This is a genomic window from Marinobacterium sp. MBR-111 (assembly GCF_040547585.1).
In the GTDB taxonomy this organism is placed as follows: domain Bacteria; phylum Pseudomonadota; class Gammaproteobacteria; order Pseudomonadales; family Balneatricaceae; genus Marinobacterium; species Marinobacterium iners.
Map to the genome: position 1 here is coordinate 45,805 of NZ_JBEPQA010000021.1, position 22,396 is coordinate 68,200.

Genomic DNA, 22,396 nt, shown 5'->3' on the forward strand with positions numbered 1-22,396 from the left:
TAATCAGCCTGCAGTGTTAGCCGCATATTCCACGCTTCGCACTTCCAACAATGCATTCACCTGTTCCAGGTCTTCCTCGTTCAGGGTTCCACTCCAACGCTTCAGCACGGTATAACTGAGCAGAAAACTATATTGCGCCTCTAATAGATCACGCTGGGCACTGTATTGCTCTCGGGCACGATCCAAAACATCGACAGCATTGTTGATACCGAAAGTGAAGCTTTTCTCAGCCGCTTCTCTGGCTTTAACGGCAGAACTCAGCGCGACGCGTGCAGCAGACACCTTTGCCAATGAAGATTCCGTGTTAAGAAAAGCTGTCCTCACTTCACGCAACACCTGGCGTCGAGCCTGCTCAAGCTCCTGCTGGGCAATAATCATGCTTTCATAGGCGGCATTGCTGCGGGCCTGAGTGGAGCCGCCAGAAAACAGGGGGATCTGAACGCTTATCGCGGCCACGTTAGACTCTGTCTCACCTGACTGGGAGTTTTCATAGCCAATGTTGCTTTTCTGGCTCGAAAGCTGCAAAGACACCTTTGGCATATGCCCACCAAACGCCTCTTTCTGCCCTCGCCGCTGTGCTTCCACAGCCGCCAACCTGGCTTGCATAAGAGGGTTCGTGGCCAAGGCTTGGTCACGCCAGTACTCATGTGTTTTGAGATCAAACACATCAAGGTTAGGCTGTGAAGCCAAACGCTCAAGCTGCTCATATACGGGACGACCAATGACCTCGCCCAGCCCCTCACGTGCAACCCAGATACGATTTTCTGCCTCAATCTCATCCGAATTAAGTCGGTCCAACCGTGCCTCGACTTCAAGCTTTTCGGTGATCGAAGCCAGCTGGCGGTCATATAACGAGTTGATTCGCTCAAGGTTCCTTTCAACCACACGCTTTTCAGCCTGTATCAACTCCAGAGAGTCCTGAGCGGCAAGGACATCAAAGTAACGCTGCACCAGATCAGCCGTCGCACCCTGAATATCGTTTTCACCCTGGGCATCAGCCTGCTCGCTCAAGGCACGGGAGCGCTGAAAGCTCTGCCAAACGGGCGAGTCATACAATACCTGAGTGATGGAAGCCGAGTAGCGCTCACCGCTGTAATTGGTATCTGTCATGCCCGACACATAATTCGTTCGGGTCAGACGCGCATCAGCATTCATCTGAGGCAAAAGGCGACCCAAGGCTTCGCGTTGCTGGTGACCTGCCCGCCGAGCAGCCGCTTGGGCTGCAAGTATCCGCGGGTCCTGGCTCTGAGCCTGCTGATACAGTTGCAACAGATCAGACGCACCACTGGTGGCTTCTTCGGCACCCGTGCCAGCATCCCTCTTTTCCTCAGCCTGCACAGTTGACAGGAAAGGTAACGGAGCCGCCAGCAACATCACCAGTGAGCAGCGTCCCAACAGCTCGCCTATTTGTCGCATATCATTCAATCCTCTATAAATGAACGGGCAAAGGCATTCGTGGCCGGCTGTACCAGATATTCAAGCAGTGTCCGCTCACCCGTATTGATCAACACTTCCGCCGGCATACCCGGAATAAGCAACAAAGGCCCCAGCAGCTCTCGCCCCTTATCTGTCAGCTCAACTCGCGCCAGGTAATAGGGCATCCCTGTTTGCTCATTGGTCAGGCGGTCAGCCGATATCTGTGTTACTTCACCTTCGATAACCGGTGTAGTGGCTGACTTAAATGCACTGAATCGAATATCAGCCAGCTTACCGGTACTTACTCGATCAATATCAATAGGCGACACCTGAGCCTCAATAATCAGATCAGAAGCGGCAGGCACAATATCCAGGATTGGCTCACCCGATCTGACAACCCCTCCTACCGTATGAACCTTCATACCCAACACCATGCCCGCCTCAGGTGCACGAACAACCGTACGCTCCACCCTGTCGGTCAGGGCTCGTTCACGCTCGCGCAGATCGAACAGTTTCGACTGCACTTCAGACAACTGATTTACCACCTCGGTGTGAAAATCCTTTTTCAGCTGCAGAATTTGCAGCTCCGTTTCTCCTCGACGCATTTTTGCCTGTGCAATATTGGAGCGATTATCGGCCATTTCACCTTCAAGCTCAGACACTCTCCGCTCCAGATCACGCAGGCGTTGCTTATCGACAAAGCCATCACTCAGCAACTCTGACAGATCACGCACTTCATCACGGTAAGACTTCATTAATTCATCCTTACTGCGGATGATGGCTTGAAGGCCGCGTACCTGTTCATCAATCTGAGTCATGCGCTGCTCCAGCACACCGATTTCGCCCAGATGTGAATTCATGCGTGCCGTAAAGACCTGACTCTCACTCAATACCGCTTCTTCGACACGCGGATCGTTGCGAGCAAAACTATCGGGAAAGGCAATTTCTTCGCGCCCGTCACGCTCAGCCTGCAGGCGAGCCTCTTGTGCCAAGGCCGCTATCATTTGCCCTTTGACGATCCCAAGCTCCGCCTGTGTCTGGGTATCATCAAGCACCAGCAACACTTCACCCGCAGTTACCTGATCACCGTCACGAACCATGATTTCATTCACGATTCCACCTTCAAGGTGCTGAATCGTTTTACGGTACGTTTTTACGGTGACGACACCAGGTGCCAAGGCCGCACTGTCAAGAGGGGCCACCGCCGCCCAAGTGCCAAACATGCCAAACGTCACAAACAGAATTAACAACCCTATCAAGCGGGGTGCCTTGTCGGAAACATCCAACTCGAACTGGCCTTCACGTATGGCTTTCAGCTTTTCTGCACTCATGCTTCAGTCCCTGAGGCCGACCGGGCTACCGCTGTTGTCGGTAACGGTTTCGCTGCTTTGTTAAGATCCGCCAGAATTTGATCTTTCGGCCCAAACATCAATATGGTCCCCTCTTTCATAACCATCAGCTTTTGCACTTGCGATAGAACACTCGCCCGATGGGTAATTACAAAAACGGTCACCCTTGCCAGCCTCAATTTTTCCAATGCCTGAGCCAATGCAGCCTCACCTTGATCATCAAGATTTGAGTTTGGCTCATCCAACACAACAAGTTTCGGGTTGCCGTACAGGGCTCGGGCTAAGCCTATTCGTTGACGCTGCCCTCCAGACAGCATCCCTCCGGTGGCACCAATGACGGTATCATAGCCTTCTGGTAACTGAAGAATAAGCTCATGCACCCCTGCAGTGCGTGCTGCGCGTACCACCTCATCAGAATCCACCTCACCAAACCGTGCAATATTTTCGCTGATAGTACCGTCAAACAGTTCAATATCCTGTGGCAGATAACCGATGTGCGGCCCCAGTTCATCACGTTTCCAATTAAAAATATCAGCCCCATCCAGCCGCATCTTGCCACCGATAGTTGGCCAAATTCCTAATATTGCACGCACAAGTGTGGATTTGCCTGCAGCACTCGGGCCGATAATCCCTACCATATCACCGGGTTCAACTGAAAACGTGACGCCCTTGACAACCGGCGTTCGAGTTCCCGGGGGGGCAATCATTACATTTTCTGCGCTCACCGCACCAACAGGCTCGGGCAGTGACATGCGCTCCGGTTCCTGAGCTATCTTGCCTAGAATGTCATTCAGACGATGATATTGAGAACGCGCGCCAACAAACTGTTTCCAAACCCCTATCATTTGATCAATAGGAGCCAAGGCCCGGCCCAAAAGGATTGAACCTGCAATCATAAGCCCTGGGGAAATCTCCTGCTGAACGGCCAAATAGGCACCTAAACCCAAAACAAGCGACTGTACAATAAGGCGTATTGTTTTTGAAAGAGAGGTCAATATACCGGCTCGATCACTTGCAATGCCTTGTAACGCCAATACCTTGTGATTTTTCTCCTGCCAGCGATCACGTATACGTCCAAGCATTCCCATGGACTCAACCACCTCAGCGTTGCGCAGGTTCTTGCTGGTAAACTGAGTGGCGGCCATATTTTCACGATTGGCCTCGTTCAGCATTTTGCTGGTGACCTTTTCGTTAATGACCGCGATAGTTGACAGGATAATCACTGCAATAATCGCCATCACCCCAAACCAAGGGTGGAACATGAACATGATAGCGATATAAATAGGCACCCAAGGCGCGTCAAAAAACGCAAACAGTCCGTTTCCGGTAAGAAACTGTCTTAACCCGGTCATATCACTTAGCGGCTGGGCACTGGCCTGCATGCCACCTGACGCCAGTGCCTGTTTGAAACTTGCATCATAAAGCCGATGCCCAAGCAAGGTATCCATCCGTGTACTGACTCGTACCATAATGCGCGAGCGTACCCACTCAAGCCCACCCATGGTAACCATCAACAGTATCATCACCAACGTCAACATCACCAGAGTCGGTATACTGCCACTGGTGACAACTCGGTCGTATACCTGCAACATATAGAAGGCTGGTACTAACATCAGCAGGTTGATAAACATGCTGAACAGACCCACACTAAAGAAACTGGCGCGACAGGCATGTAGCACCGCTTCCAGATCCGTGCGTTTTTTCTCCATGTAAACCACTCCAAAAGCCTAGAGGCTTGACTACCCGTGATTACCCGTTAGCGACCGAAATCAAAACGCCACTTCACTCTGAATTCATGTAATTCGAAGTAGAACTGGCCCATTCGCTCTGGGCCCATCATTAAAAACGTGGCCGATACTACCACAGCATCATGCACACTGACACCTCACAGCCGGGCTAACACAAGCTTACGGTACTGAGGCATTTATGTACCTCGTACAAAACCAAGAAACCGAGCAGATGCTCGGTTCTCAGGATACGGCCAAAGCCCGGCAAAGCCGGTTGATGATTTACTCAACAGCCGTGGTGTTGTGCTCTTCTGAGGGAATTTGTGACCAGCCTTCAGCGATCTCAGCAACCAGACCTGATACTTCCTTGACTTTGGCAATGTCGTTGTTGCGGTTGGCCTCCATCAGGGCTCGAATCATGTAGTCATAAAGCCCATCCAGGTTTTCAGCGACTTCGCCACCTTTTTCGAAGTCGAGCGAACCCTTGAGGTTGACGATGATTTCACAGGCCTTGTTCAGCTGGGTTGTGCGCAGTTGAACATCCTTACGCTCAATGGCACCGCTCGCTTTTGCCAACGCCTCCAAGGCGCCACGAAACAGCATGCTGATCAGCTGGTGAGGGCTGGCAGAGGCTACCGCCGCATTCAAATCAACGCTTTTGTACTGACTCAGGGCCTTGTTGTTCATTCAGTCGCTCTACTCTATCGGAAAACGGTTTAGGGCTGCACTCAGTTACTTCTGTGCTGTAAACGGCAGTCGGTCAAGAATACCATCAAGCGAGTTGCCGGTGGTATTCAGGCTACTGATAATGCGCTCCATTGCCAGAAACTGGGCGCTGATACGAGTTTCATACTGTTCCATACGGCGATCAAGATCTTCTCGGTCCGTGGAAACCTTATCCAGCTGCTTGTCGATATTTTCTTCACGGGTGGCAATCGCGCCATCTCGGGCAAGGAACTGATCAATCAAATTGGTCAACTGACCGCCCATACCGCGTGAAAAACCTACAGTGAACTCACCCTCGGCAGCAGCCCCCGGCCTTATGGACAGGTTCAGGCCGTAGGCATCAGACCCTAGCTCTGGCAGTAATACATTACCGGCACCAAAAGCAGCCACGCCATTGATTGTACCCTGAACATCACGGCCAGCCGTAGCCGTCAACGCTGAGCCTGCGCCAAGCCCTACATCATCCATAGCGGCACTTTGCTCACTCAGGCTCACCTTTGACCCAGCACCATACTCGCGTGATGTAAAGGTAAACTGGCCAGTGTCAGCATCGAAACCGACATCAACCCTGGCGTTGACCGCCTTCAGTTTCTCATCACCATTGATCAATGATTGCAGATCAGAACGCATTGATTCAGCGTCTGTGTAGATCCCGCTCAGGGCGATTTCATTACTGACTGTGCCATCAACACTGATTTTGAAGGTATAACCACCGCCACTGGTATCCAGCGGACTATCAAAGAGGGTCCCGACACTGCTGCCAGTCAACGAGCCCTTGGCAGGGTCCTGTGTGATCTCAACCTGATAACTGCCGGGTACCGTATTGCCGATCCGCGTCCCCATACCTACGTCAACAAAATTGTTGCTGGAGGAAGCTTTCTGGGCGAAGAGATTGCCGACCAAGTCAAAGTTACCACTCATGGCCGAACTGAATTCTTTTTCGTCAATGGAAAGGGACCCATCCAGCTCAGTACGTATACCCACATTTGTCAGGGCTGTAAAACCGGATTTGACACCATTAACCTCGGCACCCACCATGCCACGCAACTGACTGATCAGAGCCTTGGCGGTACCATCAGTGGCCAAATCCCCTCGCACGGTATTGTTATCTTCGTCCTTGCTGTAACCCGTGAGGTTCTTCGCGGTGGTCAAGAAGCTGTTATAGGCTTCGACAAAATCACGGATAGACTGCTCGGCCACAGCCTTGTCAGCATCAACCGAGAAGTTGACGACTTCTCCGTTACTGGGCTTGTTGATTGTGAAGTCAAACCCTTCGATGACATCATCAATGGTATTGGTGTCTCGACGCACCTCAAGGCCATTAATTTCGAGCACAGCATCGCTTGCGGCCTGTGTTTGCAGGGCACCTGTTCCGGCAATACCCGCAGCCTGGTTGTACTCAAACCCTTCCAGACCGGTTGCCCCATCTGATGCAGTGATTTGCATCGCATTGCCACCACCGGAAGGGGCACTTAGCAAGAGCTGATACTGGCCATCCACTTTCATGACACTGGCCTGAACACCACTGTCACTCTTGTTGATTTTGTCTGCCAGCGTCTGCAGTGAGTCTGACGCATCAACCGTGACATTCAATGCCGCACGGGCATCGTTGACCTGGAACTGGTCCGGGTCATTGCCTGAATAGCTCCATTCGCCAAACTGAATGCTCAGCTCACCAGTGGCCCCCAGTGGTGATTTCGGGTCAACGCTGTTACCCATTACCAGAGACTGGGCCTTGGCTACACTCATCACTTCAATCTGGTAGCTACCGGTTTGTGCACCCGCCGCCAAGGAGTTGGGCGTGATAACGCCGGTTTCAGGGAAGGCAACCGAGCGCGCGTTAAAGGTGTCGCTATTACCCAGAGGTGCCAGCACCCCCTGAAAATCAGAGAGTGCGCTTTTGAGGGTGCCGTACGCTGAAATTTCAGCTTCGAGCTTCTCCTGCCGGGCATCCAGTCGCTGCTCTTTCGGTGCGCGCTCAATCTGGGTCAGCTGAGATACAAGGCTGGTGGTATCAATCCCTGAACCACCGCCAAGTGAAGAGATAATGTTAGACATGGGGGCCTCCTTGGGTTGCGCTTAGGCGGTACAGTGTAGCAGAGACCTGAATGTGCTTTCAGGCCTTCTCATCAAAGATCAGGCCAACCATACCTTCAAGAAATTCTGAGAATTTCAGGGTTTCTTCAGTGGGTATCTGGCGCACGACCTCTTCGGTTTCCAGATCCATCACCTTGATCACCACCCTGTCGGCGGTGTCATCAACGGAAAACCTGAGCGAGCGGTTACCGCTCTGCATCAGCTCGTTCATCTTCTCGACAGCTGCCTGCAGCTTCTCTGGGGATACCTCAGGTTTTTCAACCTGTTGGGCCTGCTGCACAGTATTCGTCGCTGCATTCAGCGTTGGCACGGGGGCAGCCGCATTAGCTGAGGCGGAGTCAGGCAGCTGACGGGAAGATGCGCTTGACTGTTGTGACGGGGCATTTGCATTAATGCCGGAGGTTTCGATATTCATTACCCTTACCTCTTGTTCAAAAAGGCCGCCCCGGCGGGGCAGCCTTACTCATTAAGGATAGACCCTAATGCTTACTGCAGCAGTGAGAGCACCTGCTGCGGTGCCGCGTTGGCCTGGGCCAGCATTGCGGTACCGGCCTGCTGCAGCACCTGGGCACGGCTCAGGTTAGCCGATTCCTTGGCAAAGTCGGCATCTTCTACCCGTGAGCGTGCAGCAGACACGTTCTCGGAGATGCTGGACAGGTTGTTGATGGTGAAGTCCAGACGGTTGCTGACCGCACCGAGGTCACCACGAGTTGAGTTGATGGTATCCAGCGCGTTATCAATGATACCGATCGCCTTCTGAGCGCCCGCTACAGTTGAGATATCGATGCTGTTAACTGCTGCGCCGAATTTGCCATCTGCTGTTGCATTTGCATTAAGCAGACCTGTTGCATCTTCACCGGCAGTGGTCAGTTTAACACTGATGGGGCTACCAGAATCAGATGTCAGTTTAACGCCACCAACACCATCGGCTACTGTTACTGTACCCCCATCATCAAGTATCGCCGCCAAAGCTCCACCAGTATCTGCGGTACCAGCATCGTCGCCAAAAGTAATAGAAGAAACATCCCCTTCTAACCTGAGGTAGCCACCCGAAAGAGTAGCAGTGACACCTGTATCTTTTGTTACTGCATTGATATTTTCAACAAGTGCGTCAATATCAGCACCAGAGCTGATAATCTCTCCATTCATATGGAAATCAGTAGTCGCTGTGTAAGCACCAGTCCTAACGCTTACGTCGATCTCAACTGAAGTAAAGGCATTAGCAGTCACACCAGTTTGATCACTTACCTTGTTGATTGCAGCAACAGTATCCTGCAAATCACCTGATTCACCAGCCCCCACTTTCACGCCATTAATTGTGACATCACCAGAGGCAAGCTGCGTACCATCACCGGCCGCCCCTTCGATCACACCAGGCTTATTATTTTCGCGGAAGCCGAGTGCCTCAAGATCAGAAGAGTCACCTGCAGAGCCTCGTTCAATAACAATAGGGTCACCGTTGTCTGAGGTCAGTGCTATTGACGCTGTTTTGGTTGCCGTAGTGTAGCCACCAGCTGCTGCAAGCGCACCGCCTGTTTCAGTCATTGCGATACTGGCGATATTTTCACCTGCTATACTCAGCTTACCGTCATCAGTAACAGAGGCAGCTAACAAACCGCCGCTTTCGGTATTAATTTTATCGGCTAGTTCCTGCAAGCTTTCGGTACCAGTGATATTGAATACTGCGTTCGTACCGTCATTTTTTCCTGCAGTTATGGTGAGAGTATCAGTACCCGCCACTAAAACACCAGTACCTGCAGCATCTGCCGTGATTTCCGCATAGGTAGAAGCGGTAACCCCACGAACATTAGTGTTGATTTTATCGACCAAGTCACCCAGCTCGTCTGTCCCTTCCACCCAAGTCTCGCCGATACCCATAATGGACTGGCCGTTAATAGTCACAGAATTATTTTCAAAGGTGATACCAGTCAAATTCGTTGCTGCACCCAGCACATCAGAACTGGTAGACCCCATACCCAAGGTCTTTGCGTCCATTGCTTGGATCTGGAAGCTGATGGTTTCGTTGGCTTCTGAGCCCACCTGCAAGGATGTTTTACCCAGCGAGCCGTCCAGAATTTTCTGGCCGTTGAATGAGGTGGTTTCAGAGATACGGTTAAGCTCAGCCGTCAGCTGCTTCACCTCAGCGTTCAGAGTGGAGCGGTTACCTTCAGAATAGGTTCCGTTCGCAGACTGAATGGACAGTTCACGCATACGCTGCAGGATGTTGGTGGACTCTTCCAGCGCGCCTTCAGCGGTCTGGATCAGAGAGATACCGTCGTTGGCGTTACGTACCGCCTGATCCAGACCACGCACCTGAGAGGTCATGCGGCTGGCGATGGCCAGACCCGCTGCATCGTCGGCAGCCGAGTTGATGCGCTTGCCACTGGTCAGACGCTCCATAGAGGTGTTCAGTTCATTGCTGGATTTTGTCAGCTGATTCTGAGCATTCAGCGACATGATGTTTGAGTTGATTACCATTGCCATGAGTGTTTCTCCTCGATAGCGGTCTGTCTGACCGGCTGTATGCAAATCGTTGCTAAAACTGGGCGGTTGATCCGCTTGTGCTTACTTTATCGACCCACTCGGTACAAACTTTAGAGCTAAATTTGTATGTGCCATGCTGGGCGCTTGTGTTGCTTTATCGGCACGTTCAGACTGGGCATTAGCATTTTTGTGAGGTAACGCGAATGGATAGAATCATGGAGCTGTCGCTGCAGCTGTTGCAGGCCACCGAGGCGCTGCAATCCAAAGTTGAAGGCGGCGACCTGGCCGAGGTGGAGTCACTGCAGCTACAACGTGCCGAACTTGTAGCCGAGCTGGATATGGAAAGCCAGAAGCCTTGGCCACGCGATGTTTTGGTTGGGTGCCAAGGCCTTATTAAACAGGCTCAACTGCTTGAGGAGAGCATTCTCAAGCAGTTGAGTGCACAGCGTAAAGAGGTGGGGGAAGAGCACAGCAAGCTGCAGTTGAGCAAACAGGCGCGCAAGGCCTATGACCGGTTCAGTTGAGCCTTAACGTTTCCGGTTTTAACGTATGTAATTGAACAGACTCAGATCCTGAATTTTGGCAAAACTGGCATAGGCGGCTTCTAGGGCAAGCTTGCGTTTGGTCAGTTCTGTTCCAGCTGCGGCGTAGTCCAAATCCTGCACAGATGAGAGAGTACCCTCGGTCATCAATTTGAAGTCCGTATTGGTCATTTCAGCATCATCCAGCGTATTAAGGCGCGACCCGAGCGTAGCCGTGGCTTCAGACAGCCGCTCCTGTGACAGGCTGATCTGATCCAGGGTTTTGGCAAACCGTTCCTGGAGCTCAGTTTGCGCCTGCGCATTACCCGCAACTGGCTCACGCATCAGCTCGATGGTATCGAGCAGGGTGTTCAATATATTGGAAGGCGGTTGGGAAAACCCGAGTTTCAGCTCTGATGTCGGCGGCGTATCCACAACAAAGGTTGCGACCGTGGCGTCAGTCACCGTTGTCAGGTCAATATCAAACGACACTGACGGTACTGGCGGCGGGCCTCCAACACTAACTAGTTGTACTGGTGAGGATGAAGGTATACCCGTTACACTTGTCAGCGTATTGCCAGCCTGATCCGTCACGGTGTAGGCGTATTCATCGCTATCAGCGTCATAGGCCATATCCAGCCGAATATCGCCGGTTGTCTCGCGCATCAACTCCAGGAAGTCCGGTTCGGATGAAATTGTGCCTGCGTCAACCACCGCGGCACCCTCTCCCTGAATGGCAAGCGCGGACGGATCAGGAGAAACAGGCTCGGCCAAGTCCAGTACCAGCCTGGCACCCGGCAGCCCTATTTCAGGAACAGCGCCGTTAGTGAATTCGACATTTTGCAACGGGTTACCCGACGCATCCTTCACCACGTTTCCAGCACTGTCACGCAAGGTATATGCATTAACGGTAGCAGTCGTTACACTGTCGACATATTGATCGACTTCAACACTGATATCACCGGTTTGTCGCATCAATGCCGCAAAGGCATCAGGGTCGGTCACGGTCAGGTTTTCCGGGTCAAAACTGGACTGCAAACTGCCAGTTGCTTTCAGGCCTGGCTCATCAATCACAGACTCAAACAGGAACTGGCCCGAGTCTGACGAGCGAACGTAAAGCTCGCTGGACACCTGGATCTGGCGGGTAGTCGCATCGCCCTGGAAAACATAGCGATTACCTTGTTGTGTGTAGGTCTGTACTTGTCCCTGTGAGCCCGAAAAGAGATACTCTCCTTTTGCGTCACGCGTATTCATCAGACCGGCCATGTAGCCAACCAGCTCTTCCAGTTCGTACGAAATAATTTGGCGATCCGCATCACCCAATGTGCCGTTAGCTGCCTGCAAAACCAATCCACGGGCGCGGTCAGAGGCAGTATTCAGGTCATCCAGTGTTGTACCTTCCAGCTCCAGCCTACGACGGGAAGCGTCAATATTGCTCTGGAACATCTTCAACTGCGCCAGTTCACGCTGCAACCCCACAACTCGGCTCGCTCCGACAGGGTCTTCCGCCAGACTGGTGAATTTTTTACCGCTGGATATCTTGTTCTGGATCTCCAGCAATGACGTCTGGTTTTCCATCATGTTACGGTTGGCGCTGGTAAAGATCTGCCCTGTTGAAATACGCATAACTACCTCCTCACAGCTCCGATCAAGCTGTCAAAAATACTCTGGTAGGTTGAAATAAGCTGGGCCGCTGCCGAGTATGCCTGCTGGTACTTCACCAGGTTGGCCGCTTCTTCGTCCAGGTTCACACCGGCGACGCTTTGCAGTGCGTTTTCACTGGCGGTCAGCACGGATTTACTCGACGCGAAGGAAATATTAGCGCTGCTGGCCTGAGTTCCCACTTTGGCGAGAAGCTGGCCATAAGTATCTTGATAACTGAAACCATTTACCAAAGTCTGGCTTTGCAGGTCAGACATTGCCAAGGCATTACTGTTATCTGAGTAGCCATCGGTGTTGAACTCAATGGTAAACCGATCACCCGGGTTGGGCTGATTATTGAACGTCAACTCATAGTCATCCCGGGCGATTACAATGGGCTCACCTTCGACATACACCAGATTTTCCATCGATTCGTATATCTCCGGCATACCGGACGCAACGTTACTATAAACGGAGTAGGTGATGTTGCCGTCTGCATCTGGTGCATTGAAGACAATCTCCAACGGCAACTCTGCATTGCCAGTGCGAAGATTCGATGTTGGCAGAGAAGAGGTCAGGGAGATATTGGCAAGCTCAGCATTACCAGTATTGGTACTGGCAGGTTCCACACGCAAGGGGGAGGCAAGGGCGAGCAAGCGTGGGTTGGTAATTTCGGTTCCCATCAGACGGCCGCCCGAGCGTGTCGGTTGTATCAGGTAACTGTCGCCAATGCCCGCATCCCCCGCCAAGGTAAACGTTACACCATCAAGGCTGACACTCAAACGGTCATTGGCTGAATCTCTGTAGAATGTGCCACTTTGATCCAACCCATTAGCCACCAACAACTCATCCATGTTTGCTGACTCGAAGCGCTGCCCATCACTCAAGCGTGTGATTCGGAAAGTATCAATTCCAGTGACTTCAAACCTGTAGTCACTTCCCGTCAGCGCTTTCACGTCGTAAAAACCAACGTTTGCAGATGTATCCTGGTTCTGATTTTCAGCATGAGCGGTTACTTCACCCTGCCTGAACGGGGTAAACAGGTCATTGCCCATATCACCGTTAAGGTCCATCCCTTTGCGGTGCTGCTCATTCATCGTTTCTGAAAAAACGATCGCCATACGCCCTACCTCGTTCAAGGTAGGCTGAAGGACATTGTCGCGGTAGTTGACTAATCCACCAATTGCACCGTTACCCAGCTGATCAGTAACCAAAGAACGCGTACCCGAGCGGTTTGTCATCCAGATGGCAAGCTGTGTGGGGTCTTCTGCACTGATACCTACTTCAAGCTTAGCCGCGCTGCTGCCAACAACCAAAGGCTGTCCCGTTCCGATCATCACGTTGTAGCTGTCACCCTGATCTGCGATGACACTGGTCGTCACATAACCTGAGAGTTCTTTAACCAGCAAGTCACGCTTATCCTGCAACTCATTCGCGTTCTGGCCTGATGCCTGCAAGGTCCCGATTTGAACATTCAACGCAGCAATATTTTCCGTGATCGCGTTAACGGTCTGCACCATGCTGCGAATCTCTGTGTTCACTAATTCAGACTGGGTACGCAGCTTGCTATCAAAATCATTGAATGAGTTCGCCAATGAAGCCGCTTCGGCCAGAAACAGCTCGCGATTAGCAATAAACAGCGGGTCATCTACGACCTGCTGCAGAGAGGAGAAATAACTGTCCATAGAGGACGAAAGACTCGTGGAGTCAGACACCAGCATGGAATCCAGCTGAGTTATCTTAGCAGAGTATGCTTCATTGCTTTTGTAGAACGAGGTATCGGCCCAAACCTGCCTGATCAGAAATTGATCGGTCATCCGCTTGATGTCCTTTACCGCTACACCCAATATTGGAGGGTCCTGCGTCCCCATCTGGATGGTTTGACGGCTGTAGCCGTCGGTATTGACGTTGGCGATATTTTGGCCGACATACGACAACGCTGTCTGATTGGCGTTGAGTGCCTGAACACCAATATTGAGGATACTTGAACTCATCTCGTTTCTCCCAGGCGGAGCAACCGCACCGGCTTATCTGTAACGTATGTGTATCGGCCAACAATCAGCCTTCTTTAGTGCCACGGCCCAAACCGGCCAGCAAGTCACCGCTGAAAATACGTTCTATCTTGTTGGCATATTCAGGGTCGGTGGCATAACCGGCGTTGTGCAGCTCACGTACAAAGCGGGTCGGGTCTGCACCCTGCTCCAGCGCCTGTTGATAACGCGGGTTGCTGCGCAGAAAATCAACGTAGTCGGTGAAACTGTCTGCATAGCTGTCATAGGCACGGAAGCGGGCCTGTTCCTTCTCGGGTACACCGCCACGGTATTCCAGCGTTTGTACCTGCGCGGTATCACCTTCCCAGCTGCGGTGTGCCTTGATATTGAACAGGTTACGGCTGCTCTCACCGCTTGTTGCATCACGGGTGATGAACTTGCCCCAGCCGGTTTCAAGCGCGGCCTGCGCCAGCAGAACATTAGGGTTTACACCCAACTCTTTTCCCGCCTGCTCGGCCAGTGGCATCAGTTTTTCAATGAACTCGGCTGGCGTTTCAAATCGGGCTGGCAGGGTTTCTTTCACAGCTGCGGTTTCGGAGCCTGCCTTGTCCTGATCAGTCAGTTCCTGGGTTACAGGTTGAACCGTATCGCTGTTGCCTTCCTGCTCAGACTCACTGGCTGATGGTGCACGGTAGTTTCCAGCCGGTGTTTGCGGCAGCGGCCCGCCACCAAAGGCGCGTGACAGCATCTGTTCAGTCATCGACTGCTGGTCACCTTTTTCTTCATCCTGCCCCGGTGCCACGACAGGCGCGTGTTGCTGACTCAGCTGTTTTACGATGATATCGGCCAGCCCGATGCTATCCTTTTTCGACAGATCCAACGTCAGCTGCTGGTCAAACATCTCCTGATAAAACTTTACGTCACCGGAGTTAAACGGGCTGTCTGACGCCAACACGTCACTGGCCTGGCGCATGCTTTTGAGCATCATGTTCATGAACAGCTGCTCAAACTCCTGCGCGACGCCTTTCAGGGCGGCTTGTTGGTCATTGCCAGCCTGAGTTTTCAGCTTTTGCAGCTGGTTCAGGTCAGTAAAAAGCGCCGCTTGTGAAGGCGTAAGCCTGCCGCTGTCGATCGCCATATCAGATCACCACCAGTTCAGCCTTGAGCGCTCCGGATTGTTTGAGCGCTTCAAGGATTGCCATCAGATCACCGGGCGCTGCACCTACCTGATTGACCGCTTCAACGATGTCGCTCAGGGTTGCACCCGGCGCAAACTCGAACATGCGGCCCGAGCCTTCTTCAATCTCAATTTCGGTACGTGGTGTCACCACAGTATTACCACCGCCAAGTACATTGGGCTGAGCAACATCCAAATTTTCGGTAATGGCAACGGTCAGACCACCATGCGTGATGGCCACCGGCGATACCCGCACGTTCTGACCGATGATGATGGTGCCGGTACGGGAGTTGATGATGACCCTGGCTGTTTCTTCACCGGGCTGGACTTCGAGGTTCTCCAACACAGAAAGGAACGAGACCCGCTGTGACGGATCGCGCGGAGCTCGCACACGAATAGAGGCTGCATCGAGTGCCTGTGCCATATCAGGCCCCAGCAGGTTATTGATCTGCTCGGCCACTCGACGAGCGGTAGTAAAGTCCGGATGGTTGAGGTTGAACATCAAGCTGTCACCCTGTGCAAACGCATTGGGCACTGTGCGCTCAACAGTCGCACCGTTGGGAATCCGCCCGACACTGGGCACGTTCAGAGACAGGCGCGAGCCGTCACTGCCCTGTACACCGAAACCGGACACCACCAGGTTACCCTGTGCTATGGCATAGACATTGCCGTCAGCACCCTTGAGCGGCGCCATCAACAGACTGCCGCCACGCAGGCTTTTGGCATCACCAATGGTGGAAACGGTGACATCAATCGGCTGACCCGGTTTGGCAAAAGGAGGCAAGTCCGCATGGATCGCGACTGCTGCAATATTCTTTGATTTCGGGTCAACATTGGGAGGAATCGCCACGCCGAAATTGTTCAGCATGTTACGGAATGTCTGTGAGGTAAAACTGGTTTTGTCACCAGTACCGTCAAGCCCCACTACCAGACCATAGCCCACCAGCTGGTTGGTACGCACACCCGCTACGCTGGTGATATCCTTCAGCCGTTCAGCCTGCACAGGAGCAGCCAGCAGGGCCGACAGAGACAGTAACAGCAATCCAAGTCGAAACATTTTATTCATGGTGTTCTCCTTAGAAGCTCTTAAAATGGCCACAACGGACTGATAAAGAAGCGTGCCAACCAACCCATAACGTTTGCGTCATGAGTGGCACCGGTGCCGCTGTAGGTAATGCGAGCATCAGCAAGGCGTGTAGACTCGATACTGTTGTCAGGTCCAATATCCTGTGGCCGCACCAGACCACTCACGCGGATATATTCATCCCCCTGATTCAGAGTCAGCCATTTTTCACCGCGAACCAGCATGGTACCGTTGGGCATCACCTGATGAATGGTCACGGTAATATTGCCACTGAGGCTGTTACGCATATCGGAATTACCCGTGCCCTCAAAACCGCTGTTGCTGTTCATGGAAGCACTGAGAGGGTTGCCGAACAGGGTCAGATCCTGACCCAATACGTTGGGTACACCAATACCGATATTGGTGGTTTTGTCGGTATCGGTTGATGAGCTTTTAGAAGACTGGGTGCGCTCCGTCAGGACCACCGTGATAATGTCACCCACACGATGCGCACGCCCGTCGCTGTACAGATCCATTCCGGTGCCCGCCTGATAGATAGAGCCATTCACCGGTTTGGGTTGCTGCATCTGCGCGGGCTGAATTGGCGCATAATAGGGATTGTCCGGCTTGGGGGCCTTATTGACACATCCCGTCAGCAGCACCAAGCCAAACAATGGCCACAGTCGCAAAAGTCTGGTCATCATTATGTTCACCTTAGCCTGTCATTAGAGCTGCTGGCTGACATAGGACAGCATCTCGTCTGCGGTCGAGATCACTTTGGAGTTCATCTCATAGGCGCGCTGGGTGGTGATCATATCCACAAGCTCTTCGACCGCATTCACATTCGAGCCTTCAAGCATCCCCTGCTTGATGATGCCGCGTCCCTCTTCTCCGGCAAGGCCAACAATCGGCGCACCGCTTGCAGCCGTTTCAATGTACAGGTTCTGGCCTGTTGCCTGCAGCCCCTGGGGGTTAACAAAATCGGCCAATTCCAGCTGTCCCAACTCTTGAGGGTTGGGATCACCCGCTACCGTTACACTCACGGTGCCATCATTGCCCACCGAAAAATTGGTTACCTGGTCCGGCAGGGTGATTGCAGGTTCAACCAGGTAGCCTTCTGAAGTGACCAGACGGTTCTCGCCATCAAGGTGCAACTCGCCATTGCGGGTATAGGCGATGTCACCATTGGGCATGGCAACTTGTAAAAAACCACGACCATTGATTGCCACGTCAAAAGGCTGGTCAGTGATCTGCATGTCACCCGTATGGAACAGCTTCTGGGTACTGACGGTGCGGACACCGCTGCCCAGCTGCAGGCCGGAAGGCAGCATTGAATCTTCACCGGTAGCCGCACCGGGCTGACGGCGAACTTGATACAACAAGTCCTCAAATTCCAGCCGGTCTTTCTTGAAACCAACGGTACTGACGTTAGCCAGATTGTTGGAAATCACCTTGAGCTGAGTGTCCTGTGCGCTCAGACCGGTTTTAGCAACATGCAAAGCACCGTGCATCGGTTATTCTCCTGTGATTCAGCTCATTGAAAGCACTTCTGCTGCTGCAGATGAGTTCTCTTCAGCCGTTTTCATCATTTTCACTTGCATCTCAAACTGTCGCTGAAGACTGATCATAGAGGTCAGTTCAGAGATGGCATTCACGTTGCTGGACTCAAGATAGCCAGCACGCACTTGTACATTCGGATTGGCAGCCAGCGGCACATCGTTATCCGTGTGCATGAAACCATCGCGCCCTTTAAACAACTGACCCTGTTCTGGCTGCACCAGTTTGATTTGATCCACCAAGGCAATTTCGACCGCATTCTCACCGATCGGACGGATGGTGACCGTGCCATCGTTACCAATGGTTATGTTCTCGGCGGGCGGAATCACAATCGGCCCACCACCAGCCCCGATCACCGGCAAGCCGCTGCCTGTCACCAGCTGGTTGGCGGCATTGATCTGCAGTGATCCGTTGCGGGTGTACACTTCGTTGCCGTCCGGCCCCTGAACGGCAAGCCAGCCATCACCGGCAACCGCCACATCCAGATCACGCCCCGTTTGCATCAGTGTGCCACTATCAAGATCCGTGCCGGGCCGCTCACTCATGGAGTAAACGCGAGACTCATAACCTTCACCCAGCACACGCATGGCGCGGGCCTGCTCGAAATCACTCTTGAAGCCGGTGGTCGTCGCATTGGCCAGGTTATTGGCGTGGGCCTGCTGCGCGTACATGTTCTCACGCGCGCCGGTCATGGCAACATACAGCACTTTATCCATTGTTTGCTCCGGTAAAACCTTGCCGTTTGAACTGGCTTTACCCTATAACAAGCAAACTGCGTGCCATAAACGAGAAAGCCGGGCATAAGCCCGGCCTGAATAACATGCAATAATGCAGCTGGTTAGGGTTAGATCTGCAAAATAGCCTGAGTCACTGTGTTGAGGGTTTCCAGTGTTTTGGAGTTAGCCTGGAAGTTACGCTGCCCCTCAATGAGCTTGACCAGTTCAGCAGACAAGTCCACGTTTGACTGCTCAAGGGCAGCAGAGCGAAGCGTACCGTTCAGACCGGTACCTGGCGGGTTAAGCACCGGATCACCGGAAGACAATGTTTGTACCCACTCAGTATTACCGGCATTCTGCAAGCCATCCTGGTTCTCAAAGGTCGCAACGGCAACAATACCCAACTCCGCCAACTGACCATTACTGAAACTGGCGACCATTCGACCATCTTCTGAGAAGGTCACACCGATCAAATCGCCCTTGGTATAGCCATCCTGTGAACGCTTATTCACAATCGATTCGGAGCCAAACTGGGACGAGCCACTGAGATCAAGCTGTACACCCTTGAGATTATCTACATCGGAGTCCAACAGGGCATCTTGAGGATTCGCAGGGTCGGCACCCAGAATAGTGATTGTCGGTGCCTTACCCGCGTTGGAAACATTTCCGCCGTTAACTGATTCCAACACCCCTGTTGTTGTGTTAAAGCTCACCAATATCGGGCCAGGTGCTGTCGGCGTAGCAGGATCTTCCACCAGCGAGCCAGGATCACGTATTTTACCTAGATTCAGCTGATCATTGTCATTAAGGTATGCATATGTGCGATATACACCAATATAGCTGTTATCGCCCTTCTGCAACTCTTGCAGGTCCACCTTCCCTGTTGCTGTATCAAGCCCCAAAAACGGTGCATTCGCCAAGGTGCCTGATACTACCGGGAAGTCCAATATATCGTTATCAACGTCACCTTGTTTAGCCTGCCATTTTATTTCAATTCTATCCTGCAAAGAGTTGTATGAAACAGATTCAAGACCAGGATTCGCATCGATTATTTCTTGCTCAAAACTGGTAATGGTTGCAATAGCACCCTCATACGTCAACTCACTTTTAAGAGTGATGTCTACGCTACCAAAGCTGATAACAAATGTTTCACCCAACTGGTTACCATCAACGCCCGCTGTAAACTTTGTAGGATCCAGCTGGAACGATTGAATCTCATTAGAATCTCTAAATGATTCAGATGCAGGTAGAGTATTATCCACCTCTTTACCGGCCACTTCCACGACAAAATCACCATATTCGGTATATTCTGCATGTGTTTCAAACGAAACCTGACCTGTCGTACCATTCAACACCAGCGTATCCAGATCGATTCGGGGATCACCGCCATTCGCAAAGGTTTCTTTCAGTTTACTCTTGGACTCATCCGTCAGCTGGTAATATACATTGTTGCTGTCATCCAGAATCGGGGCTGTTACATCCCAATATAGTTTTTCTCGATCATTCGCATCTTGCAGAGAGGTAACTGTTGCAGCGCCGCCAGTACCGTTCATTGCCAACTCAAAACCTGACAGCTTTACAGCACTGCCACCCGTACCGAATACTGCGTCTGTCGCTACAGCAGGAGGAACCGCAACGGTATCAACTGTTGCTGCCGTGAACGAACCCGCTCCATCGTCGAGTGCAAACCGATAGGATTCTCGAATAGCCTGCTGTTCTGCAAAGTAAAATCGAATGCTTTGCTCATTCCCCAAGCTATCAAATGTACCAACTGTGGTCGACCATGTATAGGAGTTAGGATTTACCTTATTGAAGACTTTTTCATTAGTTGAGGCGTCATCATTTTCATCAATATTGAAAGACAACTCAATTTTTTCAGTCGCTTTAGGTGGACTTTGCTTTTGCGACACTGAAAGATCTTGCAGCGGTAAAATATTGCCTTGCGCATCAAGACCAAACCCTTGAAGTTTTTTATTGTTTTTACTGACAATAAAGCCTTCTTTATCCAGCTCAAATGCGCCAGCACGTGTATAAGATATGTTACCGCTATTATCTTTCAGCTGAAAAAAGCCCGATCCGTTTATGGCAAGATCAAGGTTACTATTTGTAAACTCAATAGTACCCCCACTGAAGTCCTGGGCTATATCACTCACAGTAACACCAGACCCCGGCGTATTACTCGACCCAGCACCCACAACTGCTGTTGCATATATATCACCAAACTCAGTTCGGGAGCCTTTAAACCCGACGGTGCTCGCATTAGCAATGTTATTACCGGCTACATCCAGCATTGTGGTGGATGCCTTCAGGCCAGTGACGGCCGTATTAAAACCTGCCATTTTTGTTACCTCACTTAACCGAGCTGCTTCACTTCATTCATATCGATGGCACCAATGGCGGTATTGACTTTCATACCAATCCCATTTTGCCCCAAAGTGACGCTGTTGATATTGAACCCCATATAGGTCGCTACTTCTTCGTATTCACCATCGGCGCTGCTGGCTGCTTCAGCTACAATACGATAGTTTCCAGCCGGTACATTCTCGCCTGCCTGCCAAACAAAGTTATGATCCCCAGGGGGCTGCGCGCCCATACTGACACGGTCGACGCGCTTACCACTGCCATCATAAATAGAGATGCGTATGTCGCTGGAGCTGACATCAGTGCTCACGAGACCATCAACCAGCCCCCCCTGCTGGGGCAGCTGAGCAATGTCTGTATTCACAAACGCACGCTGACCCACCATGGATGAGGCCTGCAGCGCCGCCTGACTGCTGATCAGTGTACTGCTCATGGTTTCCATGGTTTTGGAAAGGTTTTGAATACTTTCCACATTGCTCAGGGTAGATATCTGCTGCATAAAGTCACTGGTATCGGCAGGACTTGTTGGATCCTGGTTTTGCAACTGTGCAATCAACAGCTTCATGAACATTTGACGGTCTTCAGAAACAGAGTCAGTCGCCGTGGATTGAGACTGGTTCTTCTGATTGATCTGATCGTAGATGTTGTTACTGCCGACGCCGTTTACATTGCTCATGGCGCTATCCTCTTACTGACCTTATTGCCCCAGCGTCAATGTACGCTGCAGCATCTGTTTGGCCGTATTCATAATATCGGCGTTGATCTGGAAGGAGCGTGAGGCCGAAATCATGTCGGCCATCTCTTCCACCACGTTTACATTCGGGTACCAGATATAGCCGTTTTCATCGGCCATCGGGTGATTCGGTTCATATGCCATGCGCAGAGGCGAGTCGCTTTCAATGATCTCTTTTACGTCTACGCCCTGACCTGGCACCAACGTTTGCAGGTGATCGGGCAGGTGTTCGATCTGCGTTTCTTTCAGCGCGAATACCGGCTTGCGGGCGCGGTAGGTTTCCGCTTCGCTGGAACTGATGCTCTCCGCATTGGCCATGTTACTGGCGGTGGTGTTAAGCCGCACTGTTTGCGCTGTCATGGCGGAGCCCGCGATGTTGAAAACGTTACTCAACGACATGTTTATTCACCCTTGATTGCACGTGTCAGCCCCTGGAACTTGCTGTTCAGAAACTGAAAGGACGCTTGATAACGGAGCGCATTGTCTGTGTAGCGAGCCATCTCTTCCTGGGTCTCTACCGTATTGCCATCTACTGACGGCTGGTTCGGAATACGGAACATCAGGTCAGCCGCGGCATCCGGTGACAAAAACTCGGATTGATGACCGGATGCCGTTTTCTTCAACGACAGATTGGCGCCAGCGGTTTCACCTTCGAGCACGGCACTAAAATCCAGATCACGGGCCTTGTAGTTGGGCGTATCCGCATTGGCAATATTGTTGGCCAGCACCTCAGCCCGTCGCGCTCTGAGTATCAGGGCGTTTTCATGAATCCCCAGTGCTGAGTCAAAGTTGATCGCCATTGCCGCTTATCCGTTACAGGTTGCTATATCTGTAATT

The 22,396-nt window shown here is 51.9% G+C and carries 19 protein-coding genes; 1 reads left to right on the forward strand and 18 read right to left on the reverse strand.

Features of this window, described 5'->3' with window-relative positions; all coding sequences use genetic code 11:
- Positions 1–3: 3 nt before the first annotated feature.
- The 7 genes from ABIE61_RS14050 to ABIE61_RS14080 all read right to left on the reverse strand — a co-directional run bounded on the left by ABIE61_RS14050 (position 4) and on the right by ABIE61_RS14080 (position 9,799).
- Complete coding sequence (locus ABIE61_RS14050) at positions 4–1,416, reverse strand: TolC family outer membrane protein (RefSeq protein ID WP_354410542.1); 1,413 nt, start codon at positions 1,414–1,416, stop codon at positions 4–6.
- A gap of 5 nt (positions 1,417–1,421) precedes the next feature.
- Positions 1,422–2,747 (reverse strand): HlyD family type I secretion periplasmic adaptor subunit, encoded by a 1,326-nt coding sequence (locus tag ABIE61_RS14055; protein ID WP_354410545.1) that lies wholly within the window; start codon positions 2,745–2,747, stop codon positions 1,422–1,424.
- Positions 2,744–4,474: a type I secretion system permease/ATPase gene (locus ABIE61_RS14060; protein WP_354410546.1), complete on the reverse strand. Its 1,731-nt coding sequence runs from the start codon at positions 4,472–4,474 to the stop codon at positions 2,744–2,746. The genes ABIE61_RS14055 and ABIE61_RS14060 overlap by 4 nt, the downstream gene beginning before the upstream one ends.
- Positions 4,475–4,774: 300 nt before the next feature.
- Complete coding sequence (gene fliS, locus ABIE61_RS14065) at positions 4,775–5,179, reverse strand: flagellar export chaperone FliS (protein ID WP_354410547.1); 405 nt, start codon at positions 5,177–5,179, stop codon at positions 4,775–4,777.
- 45 nt (positions 5,180–5,224) lie between these two features.
- A complete protein-coding gene (gene fliD, locus ABIE61_RS14070; protein ID WP_354410550.1) occupies positions 5,225–7,276 on the reverse strand; it encodes a flagellar filament capping protein FliD in 2,052 nt (683 codons plus the stop codon).
- A gap of 58 nt (positions 7,277–7,334) precedes the next feature.
- Entirely contained in the window at positions 7,335–7,730 is a 396-nt protein-coding gene (locus ABIE61_RS14075; RefSeq protein ID WP_354410552.1) for a flagellar protein FlaG, read from the reverse strand.
- Between the two features lie 71 nt (positions 7,731–7,801).
- Positions 7,802–9,799: a flagellin N-terminal helical domain-containing protein gene (locus ABIE61_RS14080; protein ID WP_354410555.1), complete on the reverse strand. Its 1,998-nt coding sequence runs from the start codon at positions 9,797–9,799 to the stop codon at positions 7,802–7,804.
- Positions 9,800–10,002: 203 nt separating this feature from the next.
- Here ABIE61_RS14080 and fliT point away from each other — a divergent pair, with 203 nt between their 5' ends.
- Positions 10,003–10,323: a flagellar protein FliT gene (gene fliT, locus ABIE61_RS14085; RefSeq protein WP_354410557.1), complete on the forward strand. Its 321-nt coding sequence runs from the start codon at positions 10,003–10,005 to the stop codon at positions 10,321–10,323.
- An 18-nt stretch (positions 10,324–10,341) separates the two neighbouring features.
- On the opposite strand, the gene flgL is transcribed toward fliT, so the two are convergent.
- The 11 genes from flgL to flgB form a co-directional block, all read right to left on the reverse strand.
- Positions 10,342–11,946 carry a flagellar hook-associated protein FlgL gene (gene flgL, locus ABIE61_RS14090; RefSeq protein WP_354410559.1) on the reverse strand — a complete coding sequence of 535 codons (1,605 nt, stop codon included), beginning with the start codon at positions 11,944–11,946 and terminating at the stop codon, positions 10,342–10,344.
- Positions 11,947–11,948: 2 nt separating this feature from the next.
- Positions 11,949–13,955 carry a flagellar hook-associated protein FlgK gene (flgK, locus tag ABIE61_RS14095; protein WP_206838983.1) on the reverse strand — a complete coding sequence of 669 codons (2,007 nt, stop codon included), beginning with the start codon at positions 13,953–13,955 and terminating at the stop codon, positions 11,949–11,951.
- Positions 13,956–14,019: 64 nt separating this feature from the next.
- The gene (gene flgJ / locus ABIE61_RS14100) at positions 14,020–15,090 is read right to left on the reverse strand and encodes a flagellar assembly peptidoglycan hydrolase FlgJ (protein ID WP_354410562.1); all 1,071 of its coding nucleotides are present in this window, start codon (positions 15,088–15,090) and stop codon (positions 14,020–14,022) included.
- A 1-nt stretch (position 15,091) separates the two neighbouring features.
- Positions 15,092–16,186, reverse strand: coding sequence for a flagellar basal body P-ring protein FlgI (locus ABIE61_RS14105; RefSeq protein WP_091822883.1), 1,095 nt, complete (start codon positions 16,184–16,186; stop codon positions 15,092–15,094).
- 29 nt (positions 16,187–16,215) lie between these two features.
- A complete protein-coding gene (flgH, locus tag ABIE61_RS14110) occupies positions 16,216–16,896 on the reverse strand; it encodes a flagellar basal body L-ring protein FlgH (RefSeq protein WP_340147925.1) in 681 nt (226 codons plus the stop codon).
- Between the two features lie 21 nt (positions 16,897–16,917).
- A complete protein-coding gene (flgG, locus tag ABIE61_RS14115) occupies positions 16,918–17,703 on the reverse strand; it encodes a flagellar basal-body rod protein FlgG (protein WP_206838980.1) in 786 nt (261 codons plus the stop codon).
- Positions 17,704–17,721: 18 nt separating this feature from the next.
- Entirely contained in the window at positions 17,722–18,465 is a 744-nt protein-coding gene (gene flgF / locus ABIE61_RS14120; protein WP_206838979.1) for a flagellar basal-body rod protein FlgF, read from the reverse strand.
- Positions 18,466–18,593: 128 nt separating this feature from the next.
- A complete protein-coding gene (locus ABIE61_RS14125; RefSeq protein ID WP_354410567.1) occupies positions 18,594–20,804 on the reverse strand; it encodes a flagellar hook-basal body complex protein in 2,211 nt (736 codons plus the stop codon).
- Positions 20,805–20,818: 14 nt separating this feature from the next.
- A complete protein-coding gene (locus tag ABIE61_RS14130; RefSeq protein ID WP_354410569.1) occupies positions 20,819–21,502 on the reverse strand; it encodes a flagellar hook capping FlgD N-terminal domain-containing protein in 684 nt (227 codons plus the stop codon).
- Between the two features lie 21 nt (positions 21,503–21,523).
- Positions 21,524–21,958: a flagellar basal body rod protein FlgC gene (flgC, locus tag ABIE61_RS14135; protein WP_354410572.1), complete on the reverse strand. Its 435-nt coding sequence runs from the start codon at positions 21,956–21,958 to the stop codon at positions 21,524–21,526.
- A gap of 2 nt (positions 21,959–21,960) precedes the next feature.
- Positions 21,961–22,359, reverse strand: coding sequence for a flagellar basal body rod protein FlgB (gene flgB / locus ABIE61_RS14140; RefSeq protein ID WP_206838977.1), 399 nt, complete (start codon positions 22,357–22,359; stop codon positions 21,961–21,963).
- Positions 22,360–22,396 lie beyond the last annotated feature (37 nt).

Excerpts from the sequence above, each read along its gene's own strand:
- ABIE61_RS14050 (WP_354410542.1), bottom strand. The coding sequence starts at position 1,416 with ATGCGACAAATAGGCGAGCTGTTGGGACGCTGCTCACTGGTGATGTTG.
- ABIE61_RS14055 (WP_354410545.1), bottom strand. The coding sequence starts at position 2,747 with ATGAGTGCAGAAAAGCTGAAAGCCATACGTGAAGGCCAGTTCGAGTTG.
- ABIE61_RS14060 (WP_354410546.1), bottom strand. The coding sequence starts at position 4,474 with ATGGAGAAAAAACGCACGGATCTGGAAGCGGTGCTACATGCCTGTCGC.
- fliS (WP_354410547.1), bottom strand. The coding sequence starts at position 5,179 with ATGAACAACAAGGCCCTGAGTCAGTACAAAAGCGTTGATTTGAATGCG.
- fliD (WP_354410550.1), bottom strand. The coding sequence starts at position 7,276 with ATGTCTAACATTATCTCTTCACTTGGCGGTGGTTCAGGGATTGATACC.
- ABIE61_RS14075 (WP_354410552.1), bottom strand. The coding sequence starts at position 7,730 with ATGAATATCGAAACCTCCGGCATTAATGCAAATGCCCCGTCACAACAG.
- ABIE61_RS14080 (WP_354410555.1), bottom strand. The coding sequence starts at position 9,799 with ATGGCAATGGTAATCAACTCAAACATCATGTCGCTGAATGCTCAGAAT.
- fliT (WP_354410557.1), top strand. The coding sequence starts at position 10,003 with ATGGATAGAATCATGGAGCTGTCGCTGCAGCTGTTGCAGGCCACCGAG.
- flgL (WP_354410559.1), bottom strand. The coding sequence starts at position 11,946 with ATGCGTATTTCAACAGGGCAGATCTTTACCAGCGCCAACCGTAACATG.
- flgK (WP_206838983.1), bottom strand. The coding sequence starts at position 13,955 with ATGAGTTCAAGTATCCTCAATATTGGTGTTCAGGCACTCAACGCCAAT.
- flgJ (WP_354410562.1), bottom strand. The coding sequence starts at position 15,090 with ATGGCGATCGACAGCGGCAGGCTTACGCCTTCACAAGCGGCGCTTTTT.
- ABIE61_RS14105 (WP_091822883.1), bottom strand. The coding sequence starts at position 16,186 with ATGTTTCGACTTGGATTGCTGTTACTGTCTCTGTCGGCCCTGCTGGCT.
- flgH (WP_340147925.1), bottom strand. The coding sequence starts at position 16,896 with ATGATGACCAGACTTTTGCGACTGTGGCCATTGTTTGGCTTGGTGCTG.
- flgG (WP_206838980.1), bottom strand. The coding sequence starts at position 17,703 with ATGCACGGTGCTTTGCATGTTGCTAAAACCGGTCTGAGCGCACAGGAC.
- flgF (WP_206838979.1), bottom strand. The coding sequence starts at position 18,465 with ATGGATAAAGTGCTGTATGTTGCCATGACCGGCGCGCGTGAGAACATG.
- ABIE61_RS14125 (WP_354410567.1), bottom strand. The coding sequence starts at position 20,804 with ATGGCAGGTTTTAATACGGCCGTCACTGGCCTGAAGGCATCCACCACA.
- ABIE61_RS14130 (WP_354410569.1), bottom strand. The coding sequence starts at position 21,502 with ATGAGCAATGTAAACGGCGTCGGCAGTAACAACATCTACGATCAGATC.
- flgC (WP_354410572.1), bottom strand. The coding sequence starts at position 21,958 with ATGTCGTTGAGTAACGTTTTCAACATCGCGGGCTCCGCCATGACAGCG.
- flgB (WP_206838977.1), bottom strand. The coding sequence starts at position 22,359 with ATGGCGATCAACTTTGACTCAGCACTGGGGATTCATGAAAACGCCCTG.